Annotated in this window: 24 protein-coding genes and 1 tRNA gene; 21 read left to right on the top strand and 4 right to left on the bottom strand. The window is 72.2% G+C overall.

Features of this window, described 5'->3' with window-relative positions:
- Nucleotides 1-16: 16 nt before the first annotated feature.
- A complete protein-coding gene (locus KM842_RS08095; protein ID WP_216257400.1) occupies nt 17-616 on the top strand; it encodes a TetR/AcrR family transcriptional regulator in 600 nt (199 codons plus the stop codon).
- 94 nt (nt 617-710) lie between these two features.
- A complete protein-coding gene (locus tag KM842_RS08090) occupies nt 711-1,499 on the top strand; it encodes a hypothetical protein (protein WP_216257398.1) in 789 nt (262 codons plus the stop codon).
- An 87-nt stretch (nt 1,500-1,586) separates the two neighbouring features.
- Here the strand turns inward: KM842_RS08090 and KM842_RS08085 are convergent, their stop codons facing one another.
- Complete coding sequence (locus KM842_RS08085) at nt 1,587-2,657, bottom strand: cation diffusion facilitator family transporter (RefSeq protein WP_216257396.1); 1,071 nt, start codon at nt 2,655-2,657, stop codon at nt 1,587-1,589.
- 248 nt (nt 2,658-2,905) lie between these two features.
- On the opposite strand from KM842_RS08085, the gene ileS reads away from it, so the two are divergent.
- The 4 genes from ileS to ndk are packed head-to-tail and all read left to right on the top strand — an operon-like array spanning nt 2,906 to nt 8,507.
- Nucleotides 2,906-6,163 carry an isoleucine--tRNA ligase gene (ileS, locus tag KM842_RS08080; RefSeq protein ID WP_216257394.1) on the top strand — a complete coding sequence of 1,086 codons (3,258 nt, stop codon included), beginning with the start codon at nt 2,906-2,908 and terminating at the stop codon, nt 6,161-6,163.
- Nucleotides 6,160-7,650, top strand: a complete 1,491-nt coding sequence (locus KM842_RS08075; RefSeq protein WP_216257393.1) for a bifunctional folylpolyglutamate synthase/dihydrofolate synthase — start codon at nt 6,160-6,162, stop codon at nt 7,648-7,650. Before ileS ends, KM842_RS08075 begins: the two co-directional genes overlap by 4 nt.
- Nucleotides 7,647-8,054, top strand: a complete 408-nt coding sequence (locus tag KM842_RS08070) for a DUF4233 domain-containing protein (RefSeq protein WP_216257391.1) — start codon at nt 7,647-7,649, stop codon at nt 8,052-8,054. Before KM842_RS08075 ends, KM842_RS08070 begins: the two co-directional genes overlap by 4 nt.
- A gap of 33 nt (nt 8,055-8,087) precedes the next feature.
- Nucleotides 8,088-8,507 carry a nucleoside-diphosphate kinase gene (gene ndk, locus KM842_RS08065; RefSeq protein ID WP_216257388.1) on the top strand — a complete coding sequence of 140 codons (420 nt, stop codon included), beginning with the start codon at nt 8,088-8,090 and terminating at the stop codon, nt 8,505-8,507.
- Between the two features lie 69 nt (nt 8,508-8,576).
- Here the strand turns inward: ndk and KM842_RS08060 are convergent, their stop codons facing one another.
- Nucleotides 8,577-9,443: a DsbA family protein gene (locus KM842_RS08060; protein WP_216257387.1), complete on the bottom strand. Its 867-nt coding sequence runs from the start codon at nt 9,441-9,443 to the stop codon at nt 8,577-8,579.
- Nucleotides 9,444-9,543: 100 nt separating this feature from the next.
- Nucleotides 9,544-10,149, bottom strand: a complete 606-nt coding sequence (locus KM842_RS08055) for a vitamin K epoxide reductase family protein (RefSeq protein WP_216257386.1) — start codon at nt 10,147-10,149, stop codon at nt 9,544-9,546.
- Nucleotides 10,150-10,476: 327 nt separating this feature from the next.
- On the opposite strand from KM842_RS08055, the gene KM842_RS08050 reads away from it, so the two are divergent.
- Nucleotides 10,477-13,641 carry an Rne/Rng family ribonuclease gene (locus KM842_RS08050; protein WP_216257384.1) on the top strand — a complete coding sequence of 1,055 codons (3,165 nt, stop codon included), beginning with the start codon at nt 10,477-10,479 and terminating at the stop codon, nt 13,639-13,641.
- A 1-nt stretch (nt 13,642) separates the two neighbouring features.
- Nucleotides 13,643-14,299 (top strand): hypothetical protein, encoded by a 657-nt coding sequence (locus tag KM842_RS08045; protein WP_216257382.1) that lies wholly within the window; start codon nt 13,643-13,645, stop codon nt 14,297-14,299.
- Nucleotides 14,300-14,424: 125 nt separating this feature from the next.
- On the opposite strand, the gene KM842_RS08040 is transcribed toward KM842_RS08045, so the two are convergent.
- Nucleotides 14,425-14,694, bottom strand: a complete 270-nt coding sequence (locus KM842_RS08040; RefSeq protein ID WP_216257380.1) for a DUF4031 domain-containing protein — start codon at nt 14,692-14,694, stop codon at nt 14,425-14,427.
- Nucleotides 14,695-14,904: 210 nt separating this feature from the next.
- Between KM842_RS08040 and rplU the strand changes: the two genes are divergently transcribed.
- The 13 genes from rplU to imuA' all read left to right on the top strand — a co-directional run bounded on the left by rplU (nt 14,905) and on the right by imuA' (nt 25,906).
- Complete coding sequence (gene rplU / locus KM842_RS08035; RefSeq protein ID WP_111052511.1) at nt 14,905-15,213, top strand: 50S ribosomal protein L21; 309 nt, start codon at nt 14,905-14,907, stop codon at nt 15,211-15,213.
- Between the two features lie 15 nt (nt 15,214-15,228).
- Nucleotides 15,229-15,480, top strand: coding sequence for a 50S ribosomal protein L27 (rpmA, locus tag KM842_RS08030; RefSeq protein WP_111081199.1), 252 nt, complete (start codon nt 15,229-15,231; stop codon nt 15,478-15,480).
- Between the two features lie 85 nt (nt 15,481-15,565).
- Nucleotides 15,566-17,128 carry a GTPase ObgE gene (gene obgE / locus KM842_RS08025; RefSeq protein ID WP_216257379.1) on the top strand — a complete coding sequence of 521 codons (1,563 nt, stop codon included), beginning with the start codon at nt 15,566-15,568 and terminating at the stop codon, nt 17,126-17,128.
- A gap of 34 nt (nt 17,129-17,162) precedes the next feature.
- Nucleotides 17,163-17,951: a glutamate 5-kinase gene (gene proB / locus KM842_RS08020; RefSeq protein WP_216262221.1), complete on the top strand. Its 789-nt coding sequence runs from the start codon at nt 17,163-17,165 to the stop codon at nt 17,949-17,951.
- 119 nt (nt 17,952-18,070) lie between these two features.
- Nucleotides 18,071-19,336, top strand: coding sequence for a glutamate-5-semialdehyde dehydrogenase (locus KM842_RS08015; protein ID WP_216257377.1), 1,266 nt, complete (start codon nt 18,071-18,073; stop codon nt 19,334-19,336).
- 41 nt (nt 19,337-19,377) lie between these two features.
- Nucleotides 19,378-19,578 carry a hypothetical protein gene (locus KM842_RS08010; RefSeq protein ID WP_216257376.1) on the top strand — a complete coding sequence of 67 codons (201 nt, stop codon included), beginning with the start codon at nt 19,378-19,380 and terminating at the stop codon, nt 19,576-19,578.
- A gap of 11 nt (nt 19,579-19,589) precedes the next feature.
- The gene (nadD, locus tag KM842_RS08005) at nt 19,590-20,189 is read left to right on the top strand and encodes a nicotinate-nucleotide adenylyltransferase (protein ID WP_216257374.1); all 600 of its coding nucleotides are present in this window, start codon (nt 19,590-19,592) and stop codon (nt 20,187-20,189) included.
- On the top strand, nt 20,186-21,643 hold the full coding sequence (locus KM842_RS08000) for a hypothetical protein (RefSeq protein ID WP_216257372.1): 1,458 nt from the start codon (nt 20,186-20,188) through the stop codon (nt 21,641-21,643). Before nadD ends, KM842_RS08000 begins: the two co-directional genes overlap by 4 nt.
- Before the next feature lie 145 nt (nt 21,644-21,788).
- A complete protein-coding gene (gene rsfS, locus KM842_RS07995; protein ID WP_216257371.1) occupies nt 21,789-22,181 on the top strand; it encodes a ribosome silencing factor in 393 nt (130 codons plus the stop codon).
- A gap of 116 nt (nt 22,182-22,297) precedes the next feature.
- Nucleotides 22,298-22,370, top strand: a tRNA-Ala gene (locus KM842_RS07990).
- Between the two features lie 129 nt (nt 22,371-22,499).
- The gene (locus KM842_RS07985; protein WP_216257370.1) at nt 22,500-23,438 is read left to right on the top strand and encodes an aldose 1-epimerase family protein; all 939 of its coding nucleotides are present in this window, start codon (nt 22,500-22,502) and stop codon (nt 23,436-23,438) included.
- Nucleotides 23,417-24,973: an anthranilate synthase component I family protein gene (locus KM842_RS07980; protein WP_216257369.1), complete on the top strand. Its 1,557-nt coding sequence runs from the start codon at nt 23,417-23,419 to the stop codon at nt 24,971-24,973. The genes KM842_RS07985 and KM842_RS07980 overlap by 22 nt, the downstream gene beginning before the upstream one ends.
- Nucleotides 24,974-25,057: 84 nt before the next feature.
- Entirely contained in the window at nt 25,058-25,906 is an 849-nt protein-coding gene (imuA', locus tag KM842_RS07975) for a DnaE2-dependent mutagenesis accessory factor ImuA' (RefSeq protein ID WP_253206044.1), read from the top strand.
- Nucleotides 25,907-26,000 lie beyond the last annotated feature (94 nt).

The following is a 26,000-nucleotide window of genomic DNA, read 5'->3' as shown; positions in this document are numbered from 1 at the left end:
CGCTTTACTGGGGGCCATGAGCGAACCGATCCGCCGCGGTGGCCGCCCCCGTCGCTCGAGCGCCGAGGTGCTCGCGGACGCGGCCGCCGAGCTGTTCCTCGAGCAGGGGTACGCGAGGACCACCGTCGACCACATCTCCGCCCGCGCCGGGGTCAGCCGGGCGACCTTCTTCAACTACTTCGCCGCGAAGTCGGACGTCATGTGGCTCGACCTCGACGCCGCGGTCGCGGACCTCCCGCAGCACCTGGCGACCTCCTTCGGGACGAGTGCGGTACGCGCCGTCGAGGAGGCCCTGCTCGCCGCGGCCCGCGCCCACGACCCGGACCGGGTGCCGTGGGCGATCGCGCAGGCCGAGGTGATGGACGTCGGCGCCGAGCTCGTCGCGAGCGTCGCCACCCGGGTCACCGCGCAGCACCAGGCGGTCGCCGCGTTCGTCGCCGACCGCACGGGGGAGCAGCCCGGGGCGCTCTGGCCGCAGACCGTGGCGGGCGCGATGCTCGGGGCCGCCGCCGCGGCGTTCGGAGTGTGGGTGACGGACGGGGTCGCCCGGCGGCCGCTCGCCGAGTACGTCGCAGCGGCGCTCACCCCGGTGGCGGCTGGGCTCGACGCGCGCTGAGCCCGACCGGTGGGACCCCGGGGCGGGACACCGACCGCTGGTAGGTTCTGGGTGCGCCGTCCGAGGGGGACGGGCACCGACACCAGGGGGACCCTTGTCCGACACACCCGCACAGCAGCCGTCGTCGTCCGGATCGGGGCCGGACCCGGAGCGCACGGACGGCCAGCAGCCGCAGTACCCGGCGCAGGACCCGGCGGCGCAGCAGCCGCAGTACCCGGCGCAGGACCCGGCGGCGCAGCAGCCGCAGTACCCCGCGCAGCCGGGTGCCCAGCAGGCGCAGTTCCCCGGCCAGCAGCCCCAGTACGGCGCCGGCCAGCAGCCCGGGTTCCCGAGCCAGCAGCCCCAGCAGTTCGGCTCCGGCCAGCCCCCGCAGTACCCCGCCGGCCCGCCGCAGCAGCCGTGGCAGGGCGCCGGCGCACCGGCCGGGCAGCCCGGGGGAGCCGTCGCGTACGGCGGCCAGCCCACCGGCCCGTCCCGCGGACGCCGGGTCCTCGTGGCCCTGGCCGGCGTCCTCGCCTTCGTGGTGGCCGCCGGGCTCGTCCGCTGGGGCTTCGCGTCCTTCGGTGGTCCGTCCAAGCAGGAGCTGGTCGACGAGGGCGTCGCGAAGATCTCCGAGCAGACCACCTTCCCGAAGCAGGTCGACTCGATCACCACGTGGACGGGCGTCGACGCCGAGGACGAGGCGATCCACTACCGCTACAGCGTCGATGCCGACCCGACCGCGATCTCCGAGCGCTCGATCCGCGACTCGGTGCTGTCGAACCTCTGCTCGACGACGGCGACCCGGGACATCCTCGAGGAGGACATCGCGATGCGGTACTCCTACGTGTTCCCCGGCTCGGACAAGACCGTCGACCTGGAGTTCACGAACGACGACTGCTGACCCCCAGCAGGCGCGCTCCTGGCGGGCGCCGCGCGACGCCGGGGCGACACCGCCCCGGCGCGGCAGCGGACCCCGACGCTCCGCGCCTCAGGCGCGGAGCGTCCCCGCACCACCCGCGGCCACGTCCTCGACGGTCCCGTCCCTGACGCCCTCCGGGATCTCGTCGCTCGTCGGGCGGAGCACGGGCGCACCCGGCACGGACAGGGTGAGCACCGCCTCCTCGACGTACCGGCTGTCCTCGAGCGACTGCTCGATCCGCCGCAGTCGGCCGGCCACGTGCTCCTCGGTGTCGTTGCCGACCAGGTCGACGGCGGCGACCAGGTAGACGCGGGACGGGCCAACGAACTCCAGGTGCAGGTAGCTGACGCTCTCGACCTGGTCGCGGGCGAGCAGCTCGACGAGCACGGCGTTCTCGAGCTCGGGCGAGGTGCTCTCGCCGAGCAGGAACCGGCGGTTGCGGTCGATGAGCACGATCGCGACCACACCGAGCAGCAGACCCACCGCGATGGAGCCGATCGCGTCGAACACGGCCAGACCGGTGACCTGGTGCAGGAAGACCCCGAGGAACGCGATGACCAGGCCGACGAGCGCTGCGGCGTCCTCGGCGAAGACGGCGCGCAGGGTCGGGTTCGACGACTGCAGCACGTGCCGCAGGATCGGTACCCGACGCTTCGTCGCGGCGCCGCGTGCCTGCCGGTACGCCTGCAGGAAGCTCGTCCCCTCGAGGCAGAACGACAGCGCCAGGACCACGTAGTTCAGGGTGACGTCCTCGGCCGGCCCGGTGTCCCCGAGCTCGGTGATGCCGTGGTAGATCGACACGATCGCGCCCGCCGTGAACAGGCCGAACGCGGCGAACATCGACCAGATGTAGGTCTCCCGGCCGTAGCCGAGCGGGTGCCGGGCATCGCGCTTCCGGGCGCCCCGACGTTCCGCGACGAGCAGGAAGACCTCGTTGCCGGTGTCGGCCCACGAGTGCGCGGCCTCGGCGACCATCGACGCCGAGCCGGAGAGCAGCGCGGCGATCGACTTCGCGATCGCGACGAGCAGGTTCGCGGCGAACGCGATGACGACGGTGAGCAGGGACTCCGGCTTCTGCTGGGAGTCCGAGGAGGTGTCCGGAGCGGGCTCCGGAGCGCCGGGTGACGACGACGAGGGCATCGCTCCAGCATGCTCCCGTCCGCTAGACTCGGGTGCACAGGCGTCGATCCGGCCATCACCGGGGAGCCTCCGGCAGAACGCGGCACCGCACGACGGAGCCGTCAGTAGATCCGGACGGGTTCGGGACCGTCACCACCCCGACGACGAGCGGTCGCACCTCCAGCACGGCGGAGCGGCAAGCGAGGTGGTACCGCGGAGCGCAGGCTCCGTCCTCGTGGTCCAGTTCCACCGACCTCCAGGAGCCTCCCGTGCGGTACCCGCTGAACTCCGACTCCGACGGCGTGACCCCGTCCCCGTCCTTCCCCGCGGTCGAGGACGGCATCCTCGCCTTCTGGAAGGGCGACGACACGTTCCGCGCCTCCATCGCCCGGCGCGAGGGCTGCGACGAGTGGACGTTCTACGACGGCCCGCCGTTCGCCAACGGCCTCCCGCACTACGGCCACCTGCTGACCGGCTACGCGAAGGACGTCTTCCCGCGCTACCAGACCATGCGCGGCAAGCAGGTGCATCGCCGCTTCGGGTGGGACACGCACGGGCTGCCGGCCGAGCTCGAGGCCATGCGGCAGCTCGGGATCACCGAGAAGCACGAGATCGACGCCATGGGCATCGACGTCTTCAACGCGGCGGCCAAGCGCTCCGTGCTGCAGTACACCGACGAGTGGCAGCAGTACGTCACCCGGCAGGCGCGCTGGGTCGACTTCGAGGACGACTACAAGACCCTCGACGTCACCTACATGGAGAGCGTGCTCTGGGCCTGGAAGACGCTCTGGGACAAGGGCCTGGCGTACGAGGGCTTCCGCGTCCTGCCGTACTGCTGGAATGACCAGACGCCGCTGTCCAACCACGAGCTCCGCATGGACGACGACGTCTACAAGATGCGTCAGGACCAGTCGGTCACGGTGGCGTTCCCGCTGCGCGGTGCGCGCGCGACCGAGCTCGGGCTCGAGGGCGTCCGCGCCCTCGCCTGGACGACGACCCCGTGGACCCTGCCGACGAACGCGGCGCTCGCGGTCGGCCCGGAGATCGCCTACGCGGTCGTGCCGGCCGGGCCGGGAGGCGCGGCCGACGGTGGCGACGCCGGCTCGGCTTCCTACCTGCTCGCCGCCGACACCGTGGCGGCGCACGCGAAGGACCTCGGTTACGAGTCGGCCGACGACGCGCTCGCCGCCGTGCTCCGCACGGTCGTCGGCGCGGAGCTCGACGCCGTGGAGTACGAGCGCCTGTTCGACTTCCTGGCCGACCAGGAGGGCTACGAGCACGCCTGGCGCGTGCTGGTCGCCGAGTACGTCGAGACGGGCGAGGGCACCGGCATCGTCCACCAGGCCCCGGCCTACGGCGCCGACGACCAGGAGGTGTGCGCTGCCGCGGGCATCCCGGTCGTGCTGTCCCTCGACGAGGGCGGGCTCTTCACGTCGCAGTTCGGCGAGGTCGCCGGCATGCTCTGGTCGGACGCCAACAAGCCGCTGACCAAGGCCGTGCGTGACGCCGGACGGCTCCTCCGCCAGGCCTCGTACGAGCACAGCTACCCGCACTGCTGGCGCTGCCGCAAGCCGCTCATCTACAAGGCGGTCTCGTCGTGGTTCGTCCGCGTCACCGAGTTCCGCGACCGCATGGGCGAGCTGAACCAGGACATCACCTGGGTGCCCGACAACGTCAAGGACGGCCAGTTCGGCAAGTGGGTCGGGAACGCGATCGACTGGTCGGTCTCGCGCAACCGGTACTTCGGCACGCCGATCCCGGTGTGGGTCTCCGACGACCCCGAGCACCCGCGCCAGGACGTCTACGGCTCGCTCGAGGAGCTCGAGCGCGACTTCGGACGGCTGCCGCTGAACGCCGACGGCGAGGTCGACCTGCACCGTCCGTTCATCGACGAGCTGACCCGTCCGAACCCCGACGACCCGACGGGGCGGTCGACCATGCGCCGGATCTCCGACGTGTTCGACGTCTGGTTCGACTCCGGCTCGATGCCGTACGCGCAGGTGCACTACCCCTTCGAGAACCGGGAGTGGTTCGACGAGCACAGCCCGGCCGACTTCATCGTCGAGTACATCGGGCAGACCCGGGGCTGGTTCTACGTCATGCACGCCCTGTCGACGGCGTTGTTCGACCGTCCGGCCTTCACGAACGTCATCAGCCACGGCATCGTCCTCGGCTCCGACGGGCAGAAGATGTCGAAGAGCCTGCGCAACTACCCGGACGTGTCCGAGGTGTTCGACCGCGACGGCGCCGACGCCATGCGGTGGTTCCTCATGTCGTCGTCGGTGATCCGCGGCGGCAACCTCGTCGTCACCGAGGAGGGCATCCGCCAGGGCGTCCGCGAGTTCCTGCTGCCGCTGTGGTCGACGTACTACTTCTTCACCCTGTACGCGAACGCCTCGGGGGAGTCCGGCTACGGTGCCGAGCGCCGCACCGACTCGACCGACGTGCTCGACCGCTACCTGCTCGCGAAGACCCGTGTGCTCGTCGCCGACGTCACGACGCACCTCGACGCGCTCGACACGCCGCTCGCCGCCCAGGCGGTCCGCGACTTCGCAGACGTGCTCACCAACTGGTACGTCCGTCGGTCGCGTGACAAGTTCTGGGCCGGGGCCGAGTCCTCCCCGGAGGCCCGTGCCGCGTTCGACACGCTGTTCACGGTCCTCGAGACGCTCGCCCGGGTGGCGGCGCCGCTGGCGCCGCTCGTCACCGAGGAGGTCTGGAAGGGCCTGACCGGCGACCGGAGCGTGCACCTGACGGACTGGCCGTCGGCGGACGAGTTCCCGGCCGACGACGCCCTCGTCGCGGCGATGGACCGCGTGCGCGACGTCGCCTCGAAGGGCCTGGCGCTCCGCAAGGCGACGGGCAAGCGCGTCCGACTGCCGCTCGCGACGCTGACGCTGGTCGTGCCGGACCCGGCGGCCGTCGAGCCGTTCGCGGACATCCTGCGCGACGAGCTCAACGTCAAGCGGGTCGTCCTCGAGGAGCAGGCCGAGGAGTCCCTGGCGCAGTACGGCATCGAGCGGAAGCTCACCGTCAACGCCCGTGCCGCCGGCCCGCGCATCGGGAAGGCCGTCCAGCAGGTCATCCCGGCCGCCAAGAAGGGCGACTGGGTGGCGACGGAGACCGGCGTGACCGTCGGTGGCGTCGACCTGGTCGAGGGCGAGTACACGCTCGACCTCACCGTGGCCGACGCTGCGACGGCCGTGGCGTTCCTCGACGGCGGCGGCTTCGTCGTCCTCGACACCGTCACGACGCCGGAGCTCGAGGCCGAGGGCATCGCCCGCGACGTCGTCCGTGCCGTCCAGCAGGCACGTCGTGACGCCGGGCTCGACGTCGGGGACCGCATCGCCCTGACCGTCCGTGCGGACGAGGTGGCGGCCGCTGCCGTCGGCACGCACCGGACGCTCATCGCGAACGAGACCCTCGCGACGGGAGTGCAGGTGGTGCCGACGACGTTCGGTGCGGACGACGAGTCCGTCGCCGTCGGCGACGGAGCGAAGGTGACCGTGGAGGTGGCACGCGCATGAGCACGGACCAGTACGACCTGCCCGACGACGACCAGCCGGACGACGACCTGCTCGGGGAGACCGGCGAGGGCGACGGCGTCGCGATCCCGGTCGGCCCCGCGGGCGACACCGCTGCCGGTGCCGACCTGCCCTACGGGGGTGACGACGACGAGGTCCGCCGCGTCGAGGCCGCCCTGTACGCCCGGATCGGCGAGCAGGCGCCCGAGCGCCGGCTGACCGCCACGCGTCGCGCCGTCGAGCTGCTCGGCGACCCGCACCTGGCGTACCCGGTGATCCACGTCACGGGGACGAACGGCAAGACCTCGACCGCGCGGATGACGGAGAGCATCGTCCGCGCGCACGGCCTCCGGACCGGTCTCATGACGAGCCCGCACCTGGTGTCCATCCGGGAGCGCATCGTCGTCGACGGCGAGCCCATCGCCGCGGACCGGTTCGTCGAGAACTGGGACGACATCACGCCGATCCTCGAGATCACCGACGCCGAGCTCACCGCGAAGGGCGAGCTCCCGCTGACGTTCTTCGAGGCGCTGACGGTCCTCGCCCTGGCGTGCTTCGCCGAGGCACCCGTCGACGTCGCCGTGATCGAGGTCGGCATGGGCGGCGAGTGGGACTCCACGAACGTCGTGCAGAGCCAGGTCCAGGTGTTCACCCCGATCGCCATCGACCACGCGAAGCAGCTCGGCAGCACCGTGGCCGAGATCGCGCGGACGAAGTCGGGCATCGTGAAGCCGTCCTCGTCGGTGGTGTCGAGCGCGCAGACGCCCGAGGCCCTCGCCGAGCTCGAGCGCGCCGCCGAGCTGACCGAGTCGACCCTGGCGGTCGAGGGCACCGGCTTCCGGGTGACCAGCGACACCCCGGCCGTCGGCGGGCAGCTCGTCAGTGTGCAGGGCATCGCCGGCACCTACGACGACCTGTTCGTCCCGCTGTTCGGCGCGCACCAGGCGCACAACGCGGCCGTCGCGATCGCCGCCGTGGAGTCGTTCCTCGGCCGGGGGAGCCAGGCGCTCGACGAGGACGTCCTCAGCGAGGGGCTGGCCGCCGCGACGAGCCCGGGTCGCCTGCAGCCCGTCGCGACCGGCCCGACCGTCGTGGTCGACGCGGCGCACAACCCGCACGGCGCGAAGGCCCTCGCCGAGGCACTCCCCGTGGCCTTCCCGTCGGAGCACGTCGTCGGCGTCGTGGGGATCCTCCGCGACAAGGACGCCCGCGGGTTCGTCCGCGCGCTCAAGGACACCGTCGCGACCTTCGTCGTGACGCAGCCGCCGGGTGACCGTGCGCTCGACGCGGACGAGTTCGCCCGGGTCGTCGTCGACGAGGTCGGCAACGACCGGGTCGTGGTCGAGCCCTCGCTCGCCGGCGCCCTGCAGGAGGCGCGCGACCTGGCCGACGACGCCGACGCCGAGGACGCGATGGTCCTCGTCGCGGGCTCGATCGTCATGGTCGGCGCGGTCATGGACCTGGTGCACCGGGAAGGCGGGACGAAGTGACCGACGCAGGACGGGCCTCCCGGAAGCCGCGCACCCGCCGCCCGCGGCGTGACCGCGGTGCCCGCGAGAGCCTGCTCTCGATCACCCTGGTGCTCGAGGCGATCATGTTCTTCTTCCCGATGCTCGTCGTCTACGGCAAGCACACGCTGCCGGCCGGTGTCGCGTTCGGCGGCGGGATCGCGGCGATCGTCGTGCTCGCCCTGGCCTCGCGGATGACCGGTTCGCGGGCCGGTGTAGTGTTCGGGTGGCTGCTGCAGGCGGCCATCCTCGCCACCGGGTTCATCGAGCCCTTCATGGTCGTGGTGGGCCTGGTGTTCCTGGCGTTGTGGGTCTTCTGCTTCGTCAAGGGCGGTCAGCTCGACCGGCAGAACGCCGCCCGCCGTGCCGCGCTCGGCGAGGACTGATCCACACCACCTCGAACCGCAGGGAGTCCCGCTGTGTCCGAACTCGAAGAGACCCTCGTCCTCGTCAAGCCCGACGGTGTCGCCCGCCAGCTCACCGGTGAGATCCTCCGCCGGATCGAGGCCAAGGGCTACGAGATCGTCGACCTGAAGATGCTGACCGCGCCGCGCGACCTGCTCGACAGCCACTACGAGGAGCACCAGGGCAAGCCGTTCTTCGAGCCGCTCGTCGAGTTCATGCAGTCCGGCCCGGTCGTCGCCGTGCGCGTCGCGGGCAACGGCGTCATCGCCGGGTTCCGCTCGCTCGCCGGCACCACCGACCCGACCTCGGCCGCCCCGGGCACGATCCGCGGCGACCTCGGGCGCGACTGGGGCCTCAAGGTCCAGCAGAACCTCGTGCACGGCTCCGACTCGGCCGCGTCGGCCGCCCGTGAGCTCGGCCTCTGGTTCGCCTGAGCCGCACGCCGGTACGACGACGGCCCCCGCACTCCGAGGAGTGCGGGGGCCGTCGTCGTACCGGGCGGGCTACTTGCCCGACGCGCCGTTCTGCTCGACGAAGTCGGCGAACGCCTGCGGGTCGGCCCACGAGTTCGTGCCCTGGCCGTTGTACTGCTTGCCGTTGACGATGACCGTCGGGGTGCCGGTCAGCTTCGGCAGGTCGGAGTTCGGCAGCGGTTCGGTGAGCGCACGGTTCGTGGCGTCGGCGACCCAGCCCGCGAACTCCTGGTCGGTGATGCAGGACTGCACCTTGCTGTTCGTCGCGCCGGCCTTCTTCGCGATGTCGGCGAGTTCGTCGTTCGACAGGCCGCGGGTGTTCTCCGACGGCTGGTTCTCGTAGAACGCGCTGTTGACGTCGAGGAACGCCTCGGGGTCGTAGTTCGCGACGCAGGCGGCAGCGGCGGCCGAGCGGGTCGAGTACTTCGAGCCGAGCGACGCACGGTCGAGCAGGTTGAACGGGTGCACCTCGAGGGTGGCCTTGCCGTCCTGCACCCACTGCTTGATCTGGGACATGTTGCCCGTCTCGAACTGGTTGCAGATCGGGCACATGTAGTCCTCGTACACGGTGATGTTCGTGACCGAGTCGTCCTGCTTCGTCGCCGTGGGCTTCCCGCCCTCGGGGATCGCCTTGGTCTCGACGGGGACGATCTTGCCGCTCTCGCCGGTCAGGACGATGCCGTCGCTGGCCATGTTCTTCGGACCGGGGCCGACCGGCTGGATCGAGTTCGCGATCAACAGGACGACGACCGTGACGACGGCGAGCGACCCCACGATGATGCCGCTGATCAGGAACGTCTTGTTCCGGCGTCGACGGGCCTGCTCCTTCTGGCGGGCCTCGCGGGCACGCTCGCGCGCGGCGTTGCGGCGCGCCTTCTTGCTCTCGTTGTCGCTCATCGGGAACGAGCGTAATGCGTGCGGGTGGCGGGACCGGGCCGCTGCGCTGGGAAGAGCCCAGGAATGCGGTGACACGTCACCGCGCTCGTGCGCCCCGGCGCTACAGAGTGGTGAGGAGCGTCGGGAACTTGACGAGGATCGTCACGATGACGAACAGGTAGTTCGCGAGCGGGATCGCCCAGCAGAACGGCAGGAGCGCACGCCCGATGCGACGGGCCCGGGCGCCGAAGGGCAGGTTCCCCTTCGCGAGGTTCCAGATCGTGAAGATCCAGAACAGCGGGATCGTCATCGCCCAGACGAGCATGCACCAGAGGCAGAGGTAGCCGATGAACCAGACGGTCTGCGTGAACAGCCAGGTCACGAAGACCCACGCCAGGAAGAGCCCGGCGTTGAAGAGCGTCCAGAACCACGTCGTCCCGCGGAACCCGGCGAGCAGCACGACCCCGACGGCGATCGGCGCGACGAACCCCATCATCCCGAGCAGCGGGTTCGGGAAGCCGAACAGGTGCCCCTGCCACGTCGTCATCACGTTCGAGCAGTTGAGGAACGGACTGACGTCGCACGTCAGCACCTTCTGCGGGTTCTCGTACTTGGCGAACTCGTCCAGCACCAGGCTGAAGGCCGCGTAGAGCCCGACCAGACCGGTCACGATCAGGAGGATCGCGACCGGGACGGGACGGCGGGGAGCAACAGGCGTCGAACTCACGGCGTCATCTTCGCACGAGGCTCCCGGCGTTCTCCCTGACCGCGTGCGATGATGGGGGAGTCACCCGGCCGATCCGGGCGACGACGAGAACTTGCCGGGCCACCGCCCGGACGTGATGGTGCCGTGAGAGGGCGCCGTGACCGGACGACGCGTCACCTCCGACGCCGAGCCGCCGTGGGCCGGGTGCCCAGGACGACGGACGCGGACGAGACGCCGGACCGGTCACTGACCGCAGCGAGTGCGGGGGCGGAGTCGCCGCCCGCAGCCGAACGAGAGAGTTCCCGCCACCCTCGCGGGTGAGTGCGGGGTCGAGGAGTGCACCAGTCCATGGTGGAGCAGAACGAGAACCAGAACCAGAACACCGACGACGCGCCGAAGCGCCGGACCCGCCTGTTCGGTGGCCGTCGCGCCCGGTCGGGCGGCCTGGAGGCCCCTGATCAGTCCGACACGGCGGCGCAGCCCGACACGGCGACCGACGCGGTCGCGACGGACGAGACGGCCCAGGCCGGGGTCGCCGGCGCGAGCGGAGCGTTGGACGCCGAGGCGGCCGGTGCCGAGACGGTCGACGCCGAGGCGGTCGACGTCTCCGACGTCACGGACACCGCCGACGTGACCGACACGGCCGAGGCCGACGTCGAGCAGACGGCACCCGCGACCGACACCGACGAGGCGCTCTCCGTCGCGGTCGACACGACCTCGGGCGCGGGCACCGCCCCGGAGGACGTCAACGTCAGCACGCTGACCGGCGACCTGCCCGTCGTCGCGCAGGAGTCCGCCGCGGACGCTCCGGCCCAGGACGCGGTCGCATCGACGGCGACCTCGACCGAGGAACTCGCGGGCACCGACCCCGAGCCGGCATCCCCGGTCGAGGCAGAGGTCGAGGCAGAGGTCGAGGCGGACGCCGCCGACGCGACGGACGCGGGACGGGCCTCCCGTCCGGCCGAGACGGCCCCGGCACCCGCCGAGCCGTTCGTGCCGAAGGCGACCAGCACCCTCAGCCTGATCTTCCACGCCCCGGTGCTGCCGGAGCGACCGGCACGGTCCGACCGTGATCGTGACCGCGACCGCGGTGACCGGTTCGACCGCTCGGACCGCGGCGAGCGGGGCGAGCGCGCCGGTCGTGGTGACCGGTTCGACCGCGCCGACCGCGGCGACCGGTACGAGCACGAGGACCGTCCCGACCGGTCCGACCGCTGGGACGACGAGGACCGCGACGAGCAGGGCGGCGGCCGCCGTCGGACCCGTCGTCGTGGTAGCAGCAGCGACCGCGAGCAGGCCGAACCGCGCCGCCGCGAGCCGGAGCTCATCACCGAGCCCCAGCGCATCAAGGGGTCGACCCGCCTCGAGGCCAAGAAGCAGCGACGTCGCGACGGCCGTGACGCCGGACGCCGCCGCCAGGTCGTGACCGAGGACGAGTTCCTCGCCCGCCGCGAGAGCGTCGACCGCCAGATGATCGTCCGGTCGAGCTCGTCCACGATCGAGATCGGCGTGCTCGAGGACAACGTCCTCGCCGAGCACTACGTCACCAAGTCGCAGAACGTCTCGCTCATCGGGAACGTCTACCTCGGCAAGGTGCAGAACGTCCTGCCGTCGATGGAAGCAGCCTTCGTCGACATCGGCCGTGGCCGCAACGCCGTGCTCTACGCCGGCGAGGTCGACTGGAACTCGGTGGACACCAGCCACGGTCGTCGCATCGAGGCCGCGCTCAAGCCCGGCGACAAGGTGCTCGTGCAGGTCACGAAGGACCCGGTCGGCCACAAGGGCGCCCGCCTCACCAGCCAGGTCTCGCTGCCGGGTCGGTACCTCGTCTACGTGCCGAACGGCTCGATGAACGGGATCTCCCGCAAGCTGCCGGACACCGAGCGTGCCCGTCTCAAGAAGATCCTCAAGGAGGTCCTCCCCGAGCACGCCGGCGTCATCGTGCGCACGGCCGCCGAGGGCGCCACCGAGGACCAGCTCACGCGCGACGTGCAGCGCCTCACCAGCCAGTGGGAGGCCATCGAGAAGAAGGTGCAGAACGGGCAGGCCCCGGTCATGCTGCACTCGGAGCCCGACCTGCTCGTCAAGATCGTCCGCGACGTCTTCAACGAGGACTTCACGAAGCTCATCATCGACGGCGAGTCCGCCCGCCAGACGATCGACGAGTACCTCAGCGCCGTCGCCCCGGACCTCAAGGACCGCGTCGAGCTCTACGACGGGCCGGACTCGTTCGAGGAGTACCGCCTGAACGAGCAGATCGAGAAGGCCCTGGACCGCAAGGTCTGGCTGCCCTCCGGTGGCTCGCTCGTCATCGACCGCACCGAGGCCATGACGGTCGTCGACGTCAACACCGGCAAGTTCGTCGGCTCCGGGGGCAACCTCGAGGAGACGGTCACGAAGAACAACCTCGAGGCCGCCGAGGAGATCGTCCGTCAGCTCCGCCTGCGCGACATCGGCGGGATCATCGTCGTCGACTTCATCGACATGGTGCTCGAGGAGAACCGCGACCTCGTGCTGCGCCGTCTCGTCGAGTGCCTGAGCCGCGACCGCACGAAGCACCAGGTCGCCGAGGTCACCTCGCTCGGCCTCGTGCAGATGACCCGCAAGAAGATCGGCGTCGGCCTGCGCGAGTCGCTCGACGAGGTCAACGCGAAGGTCAACGACAACAACGCCGACCCGGGTCCGAGCAAGGGGCGCCGCAAGGCGCGCAGCGGTTCGACCGGCGGCAACGGCAACGGCAACGGCAACGGGTCGAACGGTGGCAACGGCGCGTCCGAGCAGAAGTCCTCGGCGCACCAGATCACCGACGACGTGAAGCACGCCCTGTCGCGGATCGCCGCGTCGACGATCGGCCACGATGAGTCCGGTGAGCCCGTCACCGGGATCGCCACGACCGTCTCGCCGGTGTCGCCGGTGACGGTCGCGTCGCCCACCTCACCGGTCGCCCCGGCGGCGGAGACGCCGGCGGAGCCCACCGGCGGGTCGAAGCGGCGTCGCCGTCGCGGCAGCCGCGCCGGAGACGCGCCGCAGTCGTCGACGCTCGAGACCCCGGCCGCGGAGGCCGTGCTGCCCGGGACGACGTCCGCAGCGGACGCCCCCACCGAGCAGCCGCAGCAGTCGCAGCAGCCGCAGCGGTCGCACTCGGCGGAGGCGGCCCAACCGCGCCAGGCCGAGCAGCCGGTGGCGTCGGAGGCCGAGGCGGCACCGAAGGAGCGCCCCGCCGGTCGCCGTCGGGTGAGCTCGTCGGCCGCGATCACGCCCGCGGACACCACGGTGGCCATCCTCGACATCCCGGTCGGCGCCACGAAGCGCGAACCGCGTCGGGTGCCCGCCGAGGCGGCCGAGTCCCTGCTCGACTCCGTCCTGCAGGCGCTGCCCGAGCCCAAGCAGCCCGGACAGGGGCGCTCGCGGTCGCGTCGCGTCTCCTCGGGGAGCATCAGCGCCCCGGCGACCCCGACCGCCACGGACGGCACCGGCACCGAAGACGACGGCACCGTCATCCTCGGGCAGTGACGTGACCGCCGACCACCCCACGGACGGCCCCGGGCCGGGACACCACGTCCCCGGACCGGGGCCGTCCGGGTGGGCGGCCGTCCCGCCGCCCGGACCGCGGTCCGCACCGCCGGCCCCGCGCCCGGCCGAGCGGACGGGCACGATCGCGCCCGGAGCCTCCCGGATCGCGACGACCGGCGCCGCCCTCACGGTCGTCAGCGTCGTCGTGGTCGAGTTCCTCGCCGGCGTCGTCGGCCTGCTCGGGTCGAGCACGCTCGTCGGACCCTTCCTCAGCCACGGCGGGACGAGCCTGGTCGAGGCCTTCGTCCAGGGCGTCTTCGTCGCGCGCACCCCGTTCTACGTCGGGGCCTTCCTCGCGCTCGCGTTCCTGGTGCCGGTGGTGCCCCGCGCACCGCTGCCCGTCGTGCTCGTGCGCGCGCTCCTGGCGGGAGCGGCGGGCGCCCTCGCCCTGGCGCTCGTCGGGGTCGCCACGGGGGCCTACGCGGCCGTCCGGCAGGGGAGCGTCGGACGGGGCCTCGGACGGGTGTTCGTCGACGTGGTGACCACACCGCTGCAGATCGGGCTGCCCCTCACGCTCATGCTGCTCGGCACGGCGACCGTGGCGTGGCTGCTGCTCGGGCGTCCGCGCACCGGGCCGTCCACTCCGCCGCGCCGCTGAGCGCCCTCGTCCCACTGGACAGCCGCTGGTCCGCAGGAGCAGCCGCTCGTCCCGCGGGGACGGCCGCGCGTCCTGCGGGTCAGCGCCGCGCGTCGGACGTGGTCAGCGCCGCGGGTCCTCCGGCGTCAGCTGCGCTTGTCCCGCTGGGGCACGCGCAGTCCGCTGGCGATGAGGCGCAGCACGAGCTCCCGACCCGTCACCGGGGACGCCCCGGACGCCACCAGTTCGGCGTACCGCGACTGCGGCACGTCGTAGTGGTCGTGGTCGAAGGCGCGCCGCGGCACGCCCGCACGGTCGGCGAAGGCGTGCAGCTCGTCGTAGGATGAGTCACTGACCAGGTGTGACCACAGCGTGTCGTGCGCGGGCCAGGCCGGGGGATCGATCAGCACGGTCATCCCTCGATGGTACGTGTGTCGGCGTTTGACCCGCCTGGTCGGATCGAGTATTCTCGATCCCTGGTGTCAGCGGGCCATTCTGCCTGCGTCGCCGATCGTCCCGGGGCAACCCGGGACCCGGACCGAACCAGACCATCGGGGCAGTCCGGGCAGGTCGCGCAGAAGTGGGCACCCGAGACTTCCCTCAAGCAGAGTACGTAAGGAATCCACGTGGTTTACGCAGTAGTGCGCGCCGGCGGCCGTCAGGAGAAGGTCGAGGTCGGCTCGATCATCACCATCGACCGCATCAAGGCCGACGACAATGGCAACATCGACCTCGCGCCGGTGCTCCTCGTGGACGGGGACAAGATCACCTCCGCCGCGGCCGAGCTCGCCAACGTGACCGTCACGGCCGAGGTCCTCGCCGACCTCCGCGGCCCGAAGGTCGTCATCCAGAAGTTCAAGAACAAGACCGGTTACAAGAAGCGCCAGGGCTTCCGCGCGGATCTCACGCGCGTCAAGGTCACGAAGATCGCGTAAGGCGGAGGTAGAGACATGGCACACAAGAAGGGTGCGAGTTCCACTCGCAACGGTCGCGACTCGAACGCACAGCGCCTCGGCGTGAAGCGCTTCGGTGGCGAGGTCGTCAACGCCGGCGAGATCATCGTCCGCCAGCGTGGCACGCACTTCCACCCCGGCGCCAACGTCGGCCGTGGTGGCGACGACACGCTGTTCGCCCTCTCGGCCGGTTCGGTCGAGTTCGGCACCAAGGGTGGCCGCAAGGTCATCAACATCGTCAACGCGTAGTCGCTGACGATCGAGCTCAGCGGGAGGGGCAGGCCGTGTGCCTGCCCCTCTTCTGCATTCCCCCACGACAACCAGGAGTGAACCCATGGCGACGTTCGTCGACCGCGTGACCCTGCACCTGACGGCAGGCAACGGTGGCAACGGCTGTGTGTCCGTCCGTCGCGAGAAGTTCAAGCCCCTCGCGGGCCCCGACGGCGGCAACGGCGGTGACGGCGGCGACATCGTGCTCGTCTCCGACCCGCAGGTCACGACCCTCCTGGGCTACCACCGGTCGCCCCACCGCTCGAGCCGCAACGGCCAGCCGGGCATGGGCGACCACCGCAGCGGTGTCAGCGGTGAGACGCTCGAGCTCCCCGTCCCCGTCGGCACGGTCGTGTACGACGAGGACGGCGAGGTGCTCGCGGACCTCACCGAGCCGGGCATCCGCGTCGTCGTCGGCCCCGGCGGACAGGGCGGACTCGGCAACGCCGCGCTCGCCACCACCAAGCGCAAGGCCCCCGGGTTCGCGCTCCTCGGCACCGACGGCTGGAGCGGCGACGTCAGCCTCGAGCTGAAGACCATCGCCGACGTGGCCCTGGTCGGCTACCCGAGTGCGGGCAAGTCCTCGCTCATCGCCGCGATCTCGGCAGCGAAGCCGAAGATCGCCGACTACCCGTTCACCACCCTCACGCCGAACCTCGGCGTCGTCGAGTCCGGCAGCACGCGCTTCACGGTCGCGGACGTCCCGGGGCTCATCGAGGGTGCGTCCGAGGGCAAGGGCCTCGGGCTCGAGTTCCTCCGCCACGTCGAGCGCTGCGAAGCCCTGCTGCACGTCATCGACTGCGCCACGCTCGACGCCGGCCGCGACCCGATCAGCGACCTCGACGTCATCCTGCGCGAACTCGAGCAGTACCCGGTGCCCGAGGGCCAGGTGCCGCTCCTCGAGCGACCGCAGCTCATCGCGCTCAACAAGATCGACGTGCCGGACGCCGCCGAGCTGGCGGCCTTCGTGACCGCCGAGTTCGAGTCCCGTGGCTACCGGGTCTTCCCGATCTCGACCGCCTCGCACAAGGGCCTGCGTGAACTGACCTTCGCCCTGGCCGACGTCGTCGAGCAGGCGCGCGCCGAGCAGGCCGCCGAGCCCGCGGTCGAGCGCATCGTGCTCCGCCCGAAGGCCGTCGACGAGAAGCCGTTCACCGTGCGTGCCGAGGGCGGCGAGGAGCACCGCTTCTACCGGGTCCGCGGTGCGAAGCCGGAGCGCTGGGTGCAGCAGACCGACTTCACCAACGAAGAGGCCATCGGCTACCTGGCCGACCGGCTGGCGAAGCTCGGCGTCGAGGACGGCCTGTTCAAGGCCGGAGCCGTCGCCGGGTCCACCGTGGTCATCGGTGGCGACGGCGGCATGATCTTCGACTGGGAGCCGACGCTGACCTCGACCGCCGAGCTCATCACGAGCGCGCGCGGTACCGACTCCCGCCTCGACCTCAACGCCCGCCCGACCCGCAACGAGCGTCGCGCCGACTACTTCGAGCGCATGGACGCTAAGGCCGCCGCCCGCGCCGAGCTCGAGCAGGAGCGTCGTGCCGGGCTGTGGGCGGACGAGCCGGCCGCCGAGCAGGCCTCGGCCGAGCAGACCGCGGCCGAGCCGGCAGCGTCCGAGCGGGAGTGACCGCCCCGACATGACCGAGCAGCGCACCCGTCCCGTGGCCGTCGCCGACCGTGCCGACCTGTCGAGTGCCCGGCGGATCGTCGTCAAGGTCGGCTCGTCCTCGGTGAGCGGGGACAACGCCGGGCAGATCGCCCCGCTCGTGGACGCCCTGGTCGGTGCGCACGGTCGGGGGACCGAGGTCGTGCTCGTGTCCTCGGGGGCGATCGCGACCGGGTTCCCGTTCCTCGGCATCGAGGGGCGCCCGGACGACCTCGCCACCCAGCAGGCCGCGGCCGCGACGGGGCAGGCCGTCCTGGTCTTCCGGTACCAGAAGGAACTCGACCGGCACGGGGTCACCGCGGCCCAGGTCCTGCTCACCGCCGGTGACCTGCAGAACCCGACGCACCGGGTGAACGCCCGTCGGGCGATGAACCGGCTGCTGGAACTGCGGGTCCTCCCGATCGTCAACGAGAACGACACCGTCGCGACGCACGAGATCCGCTTCGGCGACAACGACCGGCTCGCCGCACTCGTCGCCCGTGAGCTCGAGGCGGACGCCCTGGTGCTCCTGTCCGACGTCGAGGCGCTCTACACGAAGCCGCCGGAGCAGCCCGGGGCCGCGCGCATCGACGAGGTCCCGTTCGGCGACGAGCTCGCGGGCGTGACGTTCGGTTCGATCGGTGCCGCGGGCGTCGGCACCGGGGGAGCCGCCACGAAGGTCGCCGCCGCCCGCCTCGCCGCCGAGGCCGGCACCGCGGTCCTCGTCACCGCGACGCCGCTCGTCGAGCGCGCCCTCGGTGGCGAGCACGTCGGCACCTGGTTCCATGCCGCACCGCGTCCCTGACGGCGCCGCCGGAGTGGGCCGCGCACCGAACGACCGGTGGCTGTCCACAGCCAGGAGGCGCGCCTCCCGTCCGTCCACAGGGCGCGTCACGCGACCGGTCACCGACCTACAATCGGCTCATGCCGACCACCGCTCCCGTCCCGACCCTCGTCGACGTCCTCACGGCAGCGCGGACGGCGTCGACGGCCCTGGCCACCGCGACGACCGCGGTGAAGGACGCGGCGCTCCGCGCGATCGCGCACGAACTGCGCGCCGGGACCGCCGACATCGTGACGGCGAACCACGAGGACCTCGTCGCCGGACAGGACGACGGGCTGTCCTCCGGGCTGCTGGACCGGCTGCGACTCGACGTGGACCGGGTGGACGCCCTCGCCGACGCCGTCGAGCACGTCGTCGGGCTCACCGACCCCGTCGGACAGCACGTCCGCGGCTCCGTGCTGCCGAACGGCCTGCAGCTCACGCAGGTGCGGGTGCCGTTCGGGGTCGTCGGCGCGATCTACGAAGCCCGTCCCAACGTGACGGTCGACATCGCCTCGCTCGCGCTGAAGTCCGGCAACGCCGTGGTCCTGCGGGGCGGGTCCGCTGCGCAGCGCACGAACGCCGTGCTGGTGCGCCGCATCCAGGACGCCGTCGCCTCGGTCGGGTTGCCGCGGGCACTCGTGCAGACCATCGACGAGTTCGGTCGGCCGGGCGCCACCGAGCTCATGCGGGCGCGCGGCCTGGTCGACGTCCTCATCCCGCGGGGGAGCGCCTCGCTCATCCAGACGGTCGTCGCCGAGTCGCAGGTGCCCGTGATCGAGACCGGCGCCGGTGTCGTGCACGTGTTCCTCGACGAGTCCGCGCCGCTCGACCGGGCCGTCGACATCGTCCTGAACAGCAAGGTGCAGCGCCCGAGCGTGTGCAACGCCCTCGAGACGCTCCTGGTGCACGAGCGCGCTGCCGAGCGGCTGCTGCCCGCCCTCACGGCACGGCTCCGCGCTGCCGGCGTCACCCTGCGGGGCGACGACGCCACGCGCACCATCGTGCCGGGCGTGCTGCGCGCGACCGAGGCCGACTGGGCGACCGAGTCGATGGACCTCGACCTGTCGATCCGTGTCGTGCCCGACGTCGACGCGGCCATGGCGCACATCGCCCGGTGGTCGACGCACCACACCGAGTCGATCGTCACGAACGACGTCGACACGGCCGAGCACTTCCTGGCCGGCGTCGACTCGGCCGTGGTGATGGTGAACGCCTCCACCCGGTTCACCGACGGCGGGGAGTTCGGCTTCGGGGCCGAGGTCGGCATCTCCACGCAGAAGCTGCACGCCCGGGGGCCGATGGGGCTGCTGGAGCTGACGAGCACCAAGTGGCTCGTGCGCGGGCAGGGACACATCCGCGGCTAGGATGGTCCGGAGTCTTCCTCGACCGATCGGAGCACTGCCAGATGTACATCCTCGCTGAGGCCGCCGAGCACGCCGGTGGCGTCCCCGCGATCGTCTACCCGGTCGTCGCCGCCTGCTTCTTCACCTTCCTGGGCTTCGTCACGTGGAGCTTCCGCGACGTCGCCTACCGTCACTCGCACAAGTTCCAGGCCACGCGGCAGCACGAGACCGGCGTGGACGAGTTCGGCCACTCGAAGATCTGATCCGTCCCCCGATGCTCGAGAGCACGGGTCGACCGCGCATCGGGGTGATGGGCGGGACGTTCGACCCGATCCACCACGGACACCTCGTGGCGGCTTCCGAGGTCGCGAAGCACTTCGACCTCGACGAGGTCGTCTTCGTCCCGACCGGCCAGCCGTACATGAAGTCGGACGTCACCGACGCCGAACACCGGTACCTCATGACGGTGATCGCGACCGCGTCGAACCCGATGTTCACGGTCAGCCGCGTGGACATCGACCGTCCGGGGCCGACCTACACCGTCGACACGCTGCGGGACCTGCGCGAACAGCGGCCCGACGCGCAGCTCGTGTTCATCTCCGGAGCCGACGCGGTCCAGCAGATCGTCGACTGGAAGGACCACGACGGGCTCTGGGACCTGGCGCACTTCGTCGCCGTGACCCGCCCCGGTCACCAGCTGAGCATCACCGGACTCCCAGAACGGGACGTTAGTGTTCTCGAGGTCCCCGCGCTGGCGATATCCTCGACCGATTGCCGCGACCGGGTGAGAAGCGGGTTCCCCGTCTGGTACCTCGTTCCGGACGGCGTCGTCCAGTACATCTCGAAGCACCATCTGTATCGGAGCGTTGCATGAGTTCGTCCGACGCGCAGCCGCCGTTGTCACGGCGCCAGATGCGCGAGCGCGAGCGCGCCGCCTCAGGCGGTGCCCAGCCCGCCACGCCGCCGCCCTCCGTCGTCGCCCCGAGCGCTCCGGAGGCCCGTCGTCGGCCCGGTTCGCACGTCGCGCCCGGCTCGGCCGCCGCTGCCCAGTCCGCGGCACCGCGTTCCGCCGGTGTCCCCGACCTGCCCCCGGCCTCCGCCACCGAGATCGTGCCCGGCACCGGCGGGATGTCCCGTCGGCAGTTGCGGCTGCTCCGCGAGGCGCAGGAGCAGGGCGGCCGTCCGGTCCCGCTGCAGAACCCGACGCCGCACTCCTCGGACCGCACCGTCCAGGATGTCCTCGGCACCCTGACGGACCCGGCTGCTCCGGCTCCCGACGCGCGCGTGCCCTCGCTGCCGACCCCGGCCGAGACCGCGGCATCCGGTACCGCCGACGACCCGAACGCGGACGACGCCACGGGTGACGCGCAGGACGACACGGCCGCCGACACCACCGCTGCCCAGGACGGCGAGTCGTCGAACTGGCAGGACCCGAACCCCGAGGTCTCGCACCTCGAGCCCGCGGCCGTCGAGCAGGCCACCGCCGCCGACGGGTCGCCCGACGCGATCGAGCCCCTCGAGGAAGCCGCCGCCCACGCCGAGGAACCGCGCGCCCACCGCACGACCTGGGCGCCGCACGACGCGGACCCGGACGAGCTCGCGCAGGACGACGACGAGGTCGACGGGATCGACGACGTCGTCCCGACCGCGGCCGGCACGCTCCCGGCCGCCGCGCCCGGCGTCTTCCCGCTCGACCTCGACGACGACGACACGAACGAGGTCCCGATCCCCGTCGTGCCCGCCGACGCCCCGGTGTCCCGCCCCGGCTCGGCAGCACGCCCGGGGTCGGCGGCGGCGCCCTCGTCGTCCGACACCGCGCGCGAACCGAAGCCCGTCACGACGGCCTTCGACGCCCCCGCCGGACACTGGTCGACCTTCGCGCACGACTCGAACGACGCCGAGGTCCACGACGAGGAGACCGGCACGCGCCGCGTCGCAGAAGCCCGTTCCAACGCGATCATCCTGCCGAACTCGGCCCTGGCCGACCCCACCGGTGCGCTCAACGCCACCGGCGAGGTCATCCTGACCGGCTCGATCGACCTGCCGTCCTCGCTGTCCTCGACCGGGTCGCACCGGCCGATCGACGGAGCGGACGTCGACCGGTTGCTCGACCAGCAGGACGAGCAGCCCGAGACGGACGCCAGCCCCGTGCGGGCCAGCCGTGCGGTGTCGAGCCACACGTCGACGCGTCAGGTCGTCCTGGCCGCTGCGAAGCCCAAGGACTCGAAGACCCCGGTCGTGCTCGCCGTCGCGGCGAGTGCCGTCGGTGTCGTCGCCGCCGGTGTGATCGTCGTCGCACTCGTCGCCACCAACGCCTTCGGGTCCTGACCCGACGTCCGTCGGTGGCGGCCCGCGCACGGTGTGCGGGCCTCCCGGCGTTCCGGGGCATGGCCGGTGTCGGCGCCCTGACCTATGATCGTGACCCACACGCACCACCGCGACGCCCCGTCGTGGTGACCACCGGAAGGAATCCGTGACCGCCTCCGCTCGCGCACTCGAACTCGTGCAGATCGCCGCTCAAGCGGCCGACGCCAAGCAGGCCGAGGACCTCGTCGCCCTCGACGTCACCCGACCGCTCCAGCTCACCGACGTCTTCCTCCTCGCCACCGGTCGGAACGAGCGCAACGTGCTCGCCATCGCCGACGAGATCGAGGACCGCCTGCTCGAGGCCGGCGCCAAGCCGCTCCGTCGCGAAGGGCGCAGCGAGGGCCGTTGGGCGCTCATCGACTTCGGTGACATCGTCGTGCACGTCTTCCACGAGGAAGAGCGGCAGTACTACTCCCTCGAGCGCCTCTGGTCGGACTGCCCGGTCATCCCGCTCGACCTGCCGGTCGACCAGGCGCAGGCAGCGGAACACTCCGCCTGACCCGCGACGCGCCCGGGTGGCGGCGACGATTTCGTCACCCGGTGTTCGCGTGGTGTACGCTGTACTGGTGCCTCCGGGGAACCGGAGGAACACCGACTGGCTCTCTTCGTCAGTCTGGGTCTGTGGCGCAGCTGGTAGCGCACCTGCATGGCATGCAGGGGGTCAGGGGTTCGAGTCCCCTCAGATCCACCCACGAAGCCCCGTTGCTCTCCGAGCAGCGGGGCTTCTCCCGTTCCCGCAGTCCGTTCCTGCAGCCCGTCCACGTAGCCCGTTCCGCTCGTGCCGATGCGTGCCGCGGGTGGCCGATACGCTGGCCGCATGAGCAGCGCAGCCCCCCGGTCCGGATCACAGTCGTCGATCGCCGCCCACGGCTACACGGCGGACGTCGCGAGCGTCGGCGCCACCCTGCGTGCGCTCCGCCACGACGGCCGTGACCTCGTCACCACGTTCGACGCCGACGAGGTGCGCCCGGTCTTCCGCGGTGCCGTCCTCGCGCCCTGGCCGAACCGCGTCGTCAACGGCCGCTACTCGTTCGGCGGCGTCGACCACGAGCTCGCGCTCACCGAGCCGAAGCGCTCGCACGCGCTGCACGGGCTCGTGGCGTGGACCGAGTTCGCCGTCCTCGAGCACGACGCCGACCGGGTCCTGCTCGCGACCACCGTGCAGCCCCAGGAGGGCTACCCGTACCGGGTCGAGGTGCGCGTCGAGTACCGCTTGGACGCCGACGGCCTGCACACGACCGTCACGGGCACGAACACCGGCGACGACCGGGCACCGTGGGGCGCCGGACCGCACCCGTACCTCGTCGCGGGCGCCGGGACCGTCGACGACTGGACGCTGACCCTGCCCGCGGCCGAGGTGCTCGAGGTCACCGAGGACCGTCTCGTCCCGACCGAGCTGGTGCCCGTGCACGACGAGTTCGACCTCCGCACCCCGACGCCTGTCGGCACGCGGTTCATCGACCACGCCTTCACCGGCTTCGACCGCGACGCCGCGGGCACCGCCGTCATCACCGTCACCGCGGCCGACGGACACGGCGTCAGCGTCGCGTTCGGCACGGACTGCGGCTGGGCCCAGGTGCACACCGCCGACCACGTCGTACCCGGGTACCACCGCGCCGGACTGGCCGTCGAGCCGATGACCTGCGCGCCGAACGCCTTCAACGCCGACGCCTTCGCGGCCGACGTCGACGCGGGCCTCGTCGTGCTCGAGCCGGGCGCCGCGCACGCCGCAGCATGGACGATCTCGGCGGTCTGACCACCGGGCCGGACCGGGCCGACGCCTCGTCGGTCCGGCTCGAGACCCGTGCGCTCGACGGCCCGGTCGACCTCGCCGTGCTCGCGCAGCACACCCCGGCCGACCTGGTCTGGTTCGACTCGGCACTGCCGGCGGGATCCCCGGCTGCAGCCGCCGAGCGGGCGAGGTGGTCCGTGCTGGCGGTCAGCGACGGGCCGTTCGCGGCGCGGTTCCACCACCGGGACCGGGTCGCCCGGCTCGACGTGGCGACGCCGGCCCGGCGCTGGTTCGGCCCGTCGTGGTCCGGGGATCGTCCAGCCTTCGCCGTCCTCGACGACCTGGTGCGTCGGACGCCGCCGCTCGTGGAACCGGTCGCCGGCTGCGGGTTCGCGCTCGGGTGGGTGGGGTTCCTCGGCTACGAGCTCGGACGCGAGGTCGACGGACCCGACCGCACCGCCGACGGGCACGCCGACGCCGACCTCCGCTTCGTGGACCGGGCCGTCCTGGTGCGCGGCGACGGGCACGCGTGGGCGGTGGCGCTGGTCGACGACGACGAGCCCGCCGCGTCGGCACTGAACCGGGCGTGGCTGGCCCGGCTGCGCGTCCCGGTGACGCAGGACGACGTGGCGGACGTCCGCACGGGCCTCCCGGCCGTCCCGGAGCGGCAGCAGCGGACCGGTCCGGTCCTGGAGGCCCGTGGTCGCGTCACCCGCGCCGCCTACGAGCGCGCCGTGGAGGCGTGTCGCGACGAGATCCGCGAGGGCAACGCGTTCCAGGTGTGCCTGACGACCGCGTTCGCGGTGCCGGACGCGCCGGCGGACGCCGACAGCGACCCGCACCTGGCCGAGTACCTGCGGTTGCGCGGGTCGGACCCGGTGCCCTTCGGGGCCTACCTGCGGACGGGCGACCTGCGGATCGCCAGCCGGTCGCCCGAACGGTTCCTGCGGATCGACGCCGACGGGCGGGTGTCGGCCGAACCGATCAAGGGCACGCGGCCGCGGCGGTCCGACCCGGAGGCGGACCTCGCGACACGCGCGGAGCTCGCGTCGAGCGAGAAGGACCGGGCCGAGAACGTGATGATCGTGGACCTGCTCCGGAACGACCTGCAACGGACGGCCCGACCGGGGTCCGTGCGGGTCGAGCGGCTCTGCGACGTCGAGACCTACGCGAGCGTGCACCAGATGGTGTCGACGGTGACCGGGGTGCTGGCGGCGGGGACCTCGCGGGTCGAGGCCGTTAGGGCGGCGTTCCCGCCGGGGTCGATGACCGGCGCGCCGAAGCCCAGCGGGACGGCGATCGCGGACCGGCTGGAGGGGGCGCCGCGCGGGGTGTACTCCGGGGCGATCGGGTACTTCTCGGCGAGCGGGACGGTCGATCTGTCGGTGGCCATCCGGACACTGGTGACGGTCCTGCACCCCGACGGCTCCGTCCGACGGCGGTCGCTCGGAGCAGGCGGCGCGGTCACGTGGTCGTCCACCGCCGCGGACGAGGCCGACGAGGTCGAGACGAAGACGGTGTCGGTGCTCGGTGGCGTCGGGGCTGCCGCGCGCTGGTAGGGCTCGGCATCTTCCGACGGTGCTCGAACGGGTGTTCGACCGGTTGTCCACCGGATGTCGGTGCCGGTTGACATCATCGAACACATGTTCGAACATGAGGGAATGCAGACGGCGACGGCACTCCGGTCGCCCGGTGAGCGTGGGGACCGCGGACGCGGCGACCGAGAGCGCACCGGGCGGAACGGTGCTGGGCGCGGTGACGGGGGAGCGCGGGCGTCCGACCACGTCTCCGCGGCTCGGGCCGCGCTCGACCGGATCACCTCGCTCCGCTCGCGGGTGGCCGACATGGAGTCGACCCGGGTGGACACCGAGGGACTGCCCACCGCCGACGCCCTCGTGCCGCTGCTGCCGGGTGGTGCCATCCGCGCCGGGGGCACCTACTCCGTGCCCGAGTCGGTGCTGCTCGCCCAGACCATGCTGCAGGCCGCCTCGGCCGCCGGGTCGTGGTGCGCGGTCGTCGGGGTGCCGTCCTTCGGGGTCGAAGCCGCGGCCGCGGCCGGCATCGACCTCGAACGGCTCGTGCTCGTGCCGGACCCGGGCGACCAGTGGCTCGCGGTGACCGCGGCGCTGGCCGACGTCGCACAGATCGTCCTGACCCGGCCGCTCGGCCGCGTGGTCCCCGGTGACGTCGCACGGCTCTCCGCTCGGCTCCGGCAGCGCGGGGCAGCCCTCGTCGCACTCGGGTCGTGGCCGGGTGCCGACGTCACCCTGCGGGTCACCGAGTCGCACTGGACCGGGATCGGCCACGGACACGGGTACCTCGCCGAACGTCGGGCGACCGTCACGGCGTCGGGCCGGGCAGGAGCCGTGCGTCCGACGAGCACCGAGCTGCTGCTGCCGGCCGCCGACGGCTCGGTCCGCGCGGTCGTCCCGACGGCGGCCGTGGTGCCGGCCGACACGCGGGTCCTGCGTCCCGTGGCGGTGGCGTCGTGAGCCCGCGCGGACGCCGGGGCCTGGCCACCGCACCCCGGGGCGGTGCAGGGGTCGGCCTGCCGGGTGTCGGCCTGCCGGGGGCGGGTGCCGTCCG

The sequence above is a fragment of the Curtobacterium sp. L6-1 genome (genome assembly GCF_018885305.1).
Taxonomy (GTDB): domain Bacteria; phylum Actinomycetota; class Actinomycetes; order Actinomycetales; family Microbacteriaceae; genus Curtobacterium; species Curtobacterium aetherium.
This window is presented reverse-complemented; position numbering and strand designations above follow the sequence as displayed.

What these genes read in the sequence shown, in the direction of transcription:
- KM842_RS08095 (WP_216257400.1), top strand. Translation starts at nt 17, where the DNA reads ATGAGCGAACCGATCCGCCGCGGTGGCCGCCCCCGTCGCTCGAGCGCC.
- KM842_RS08085 (WP_216257396.1), bottom strand. Translation starts at nt 2,657, where the DNA reads ATGCCCTCGTCGTCGTCACCCGGCGCTCCGGAGCCCGCTCCGGACACC.
- KM842_RS08075 (WP_216257393.1), top strand. Translation starts at nt 6,160, where the DNA reads ATGAGCACGGACCAGTACGACCTGCCCGACGACGACCAGCCGGACGAC.
- KM842_RS08060 (WP_216257387.1), bottom strand. Translation starts at nt 9,443, where the DNA reads ATGAGCGACAACGAGAGCAAGAAGGCGCGCCGCAACGCCGCGCGCGAG.
- KM842_RS08050 (WP_216257384.1), top strand. Translation starts at nt 10,477, where the DNA reads ATGGTGGAGCAGAACGAGAACCAGAACCAGAACACCGACGACGCGCCG.
- KM842_RS08040 (WP_216257380.1), bottom strand. Translation starts at nt 14,694, where the DNA reads ATGACCGTGCTGATCGATCCCCCGGCCTGGCCCGCGCACGACACGCTG.
- rpmA (WP_111081199.1), top strand. Translation starts at nt 15,229, where the DNA reads ATGGCACACAAGAAGGGTGCGAGTTCCACTCGCAACGGTCGCGACTCG.
- obgE (WP_216257379.1), top strand. Translation starts at nt 15,566, where the DNA reads ATGGCGACGTTCGTCGACCGCGTGACCCTGCACCTGACGGCAGGCAAC.
- KM842_RS08015 (WP_216257377.1), top strand. Translation starts at nt 18,071, where the DNA reads ATGCCGACCACCGCTCCCGTCCCGACCCTCGTCGACGTCCTCACGGCA.
- KM842_RS08010 (WP_216257376.1), top strand. Translation starts at nt 19,378, where the DNA reads ATGTACATCCTCGCTGAGGCCGCCGAGCACGCCGGTGGCGTCCCCGCG.
- nadD (WP_216257374.1), top strand. Translation starts at nt 19,590, where the DNA reads ATGCTCGAGAGCACGGGTCGACCGCGCATCGGGGTGATGGGCGGGACG.
- KM842_RS08000 (WP_216257372.1), top strand. Translation starts at nt 20,186, where the DNA reads ATGAGTTCGTCCGACGCGCAGCCGCCGTTGTCACGGCGCCAGATGCGC.
- KM842_RS07985 (WP_216257370.1), top strand. Translation starts at nt 22,500, where the DNA reads ATGAGCAGCGCAGCCCCCCGGTCCGGATCACAGTCGTCGATCGCCGCC.
- KM842_RS07980 (WP_216257369.1), top strand. Translation starts at nt 23,417, where the DNA reads ATGGACGATCTCGGCGGTCTGACCACCGGGCCGGACCGGGCCGACGCC.
- imuA' (WP_253206044.1), top strand. Translation starts at nt 25,058, where the DNA reads ATGTTCGAACATGAGGGAATGCAGACGGCGACGGCACTCCGGTCGCCC.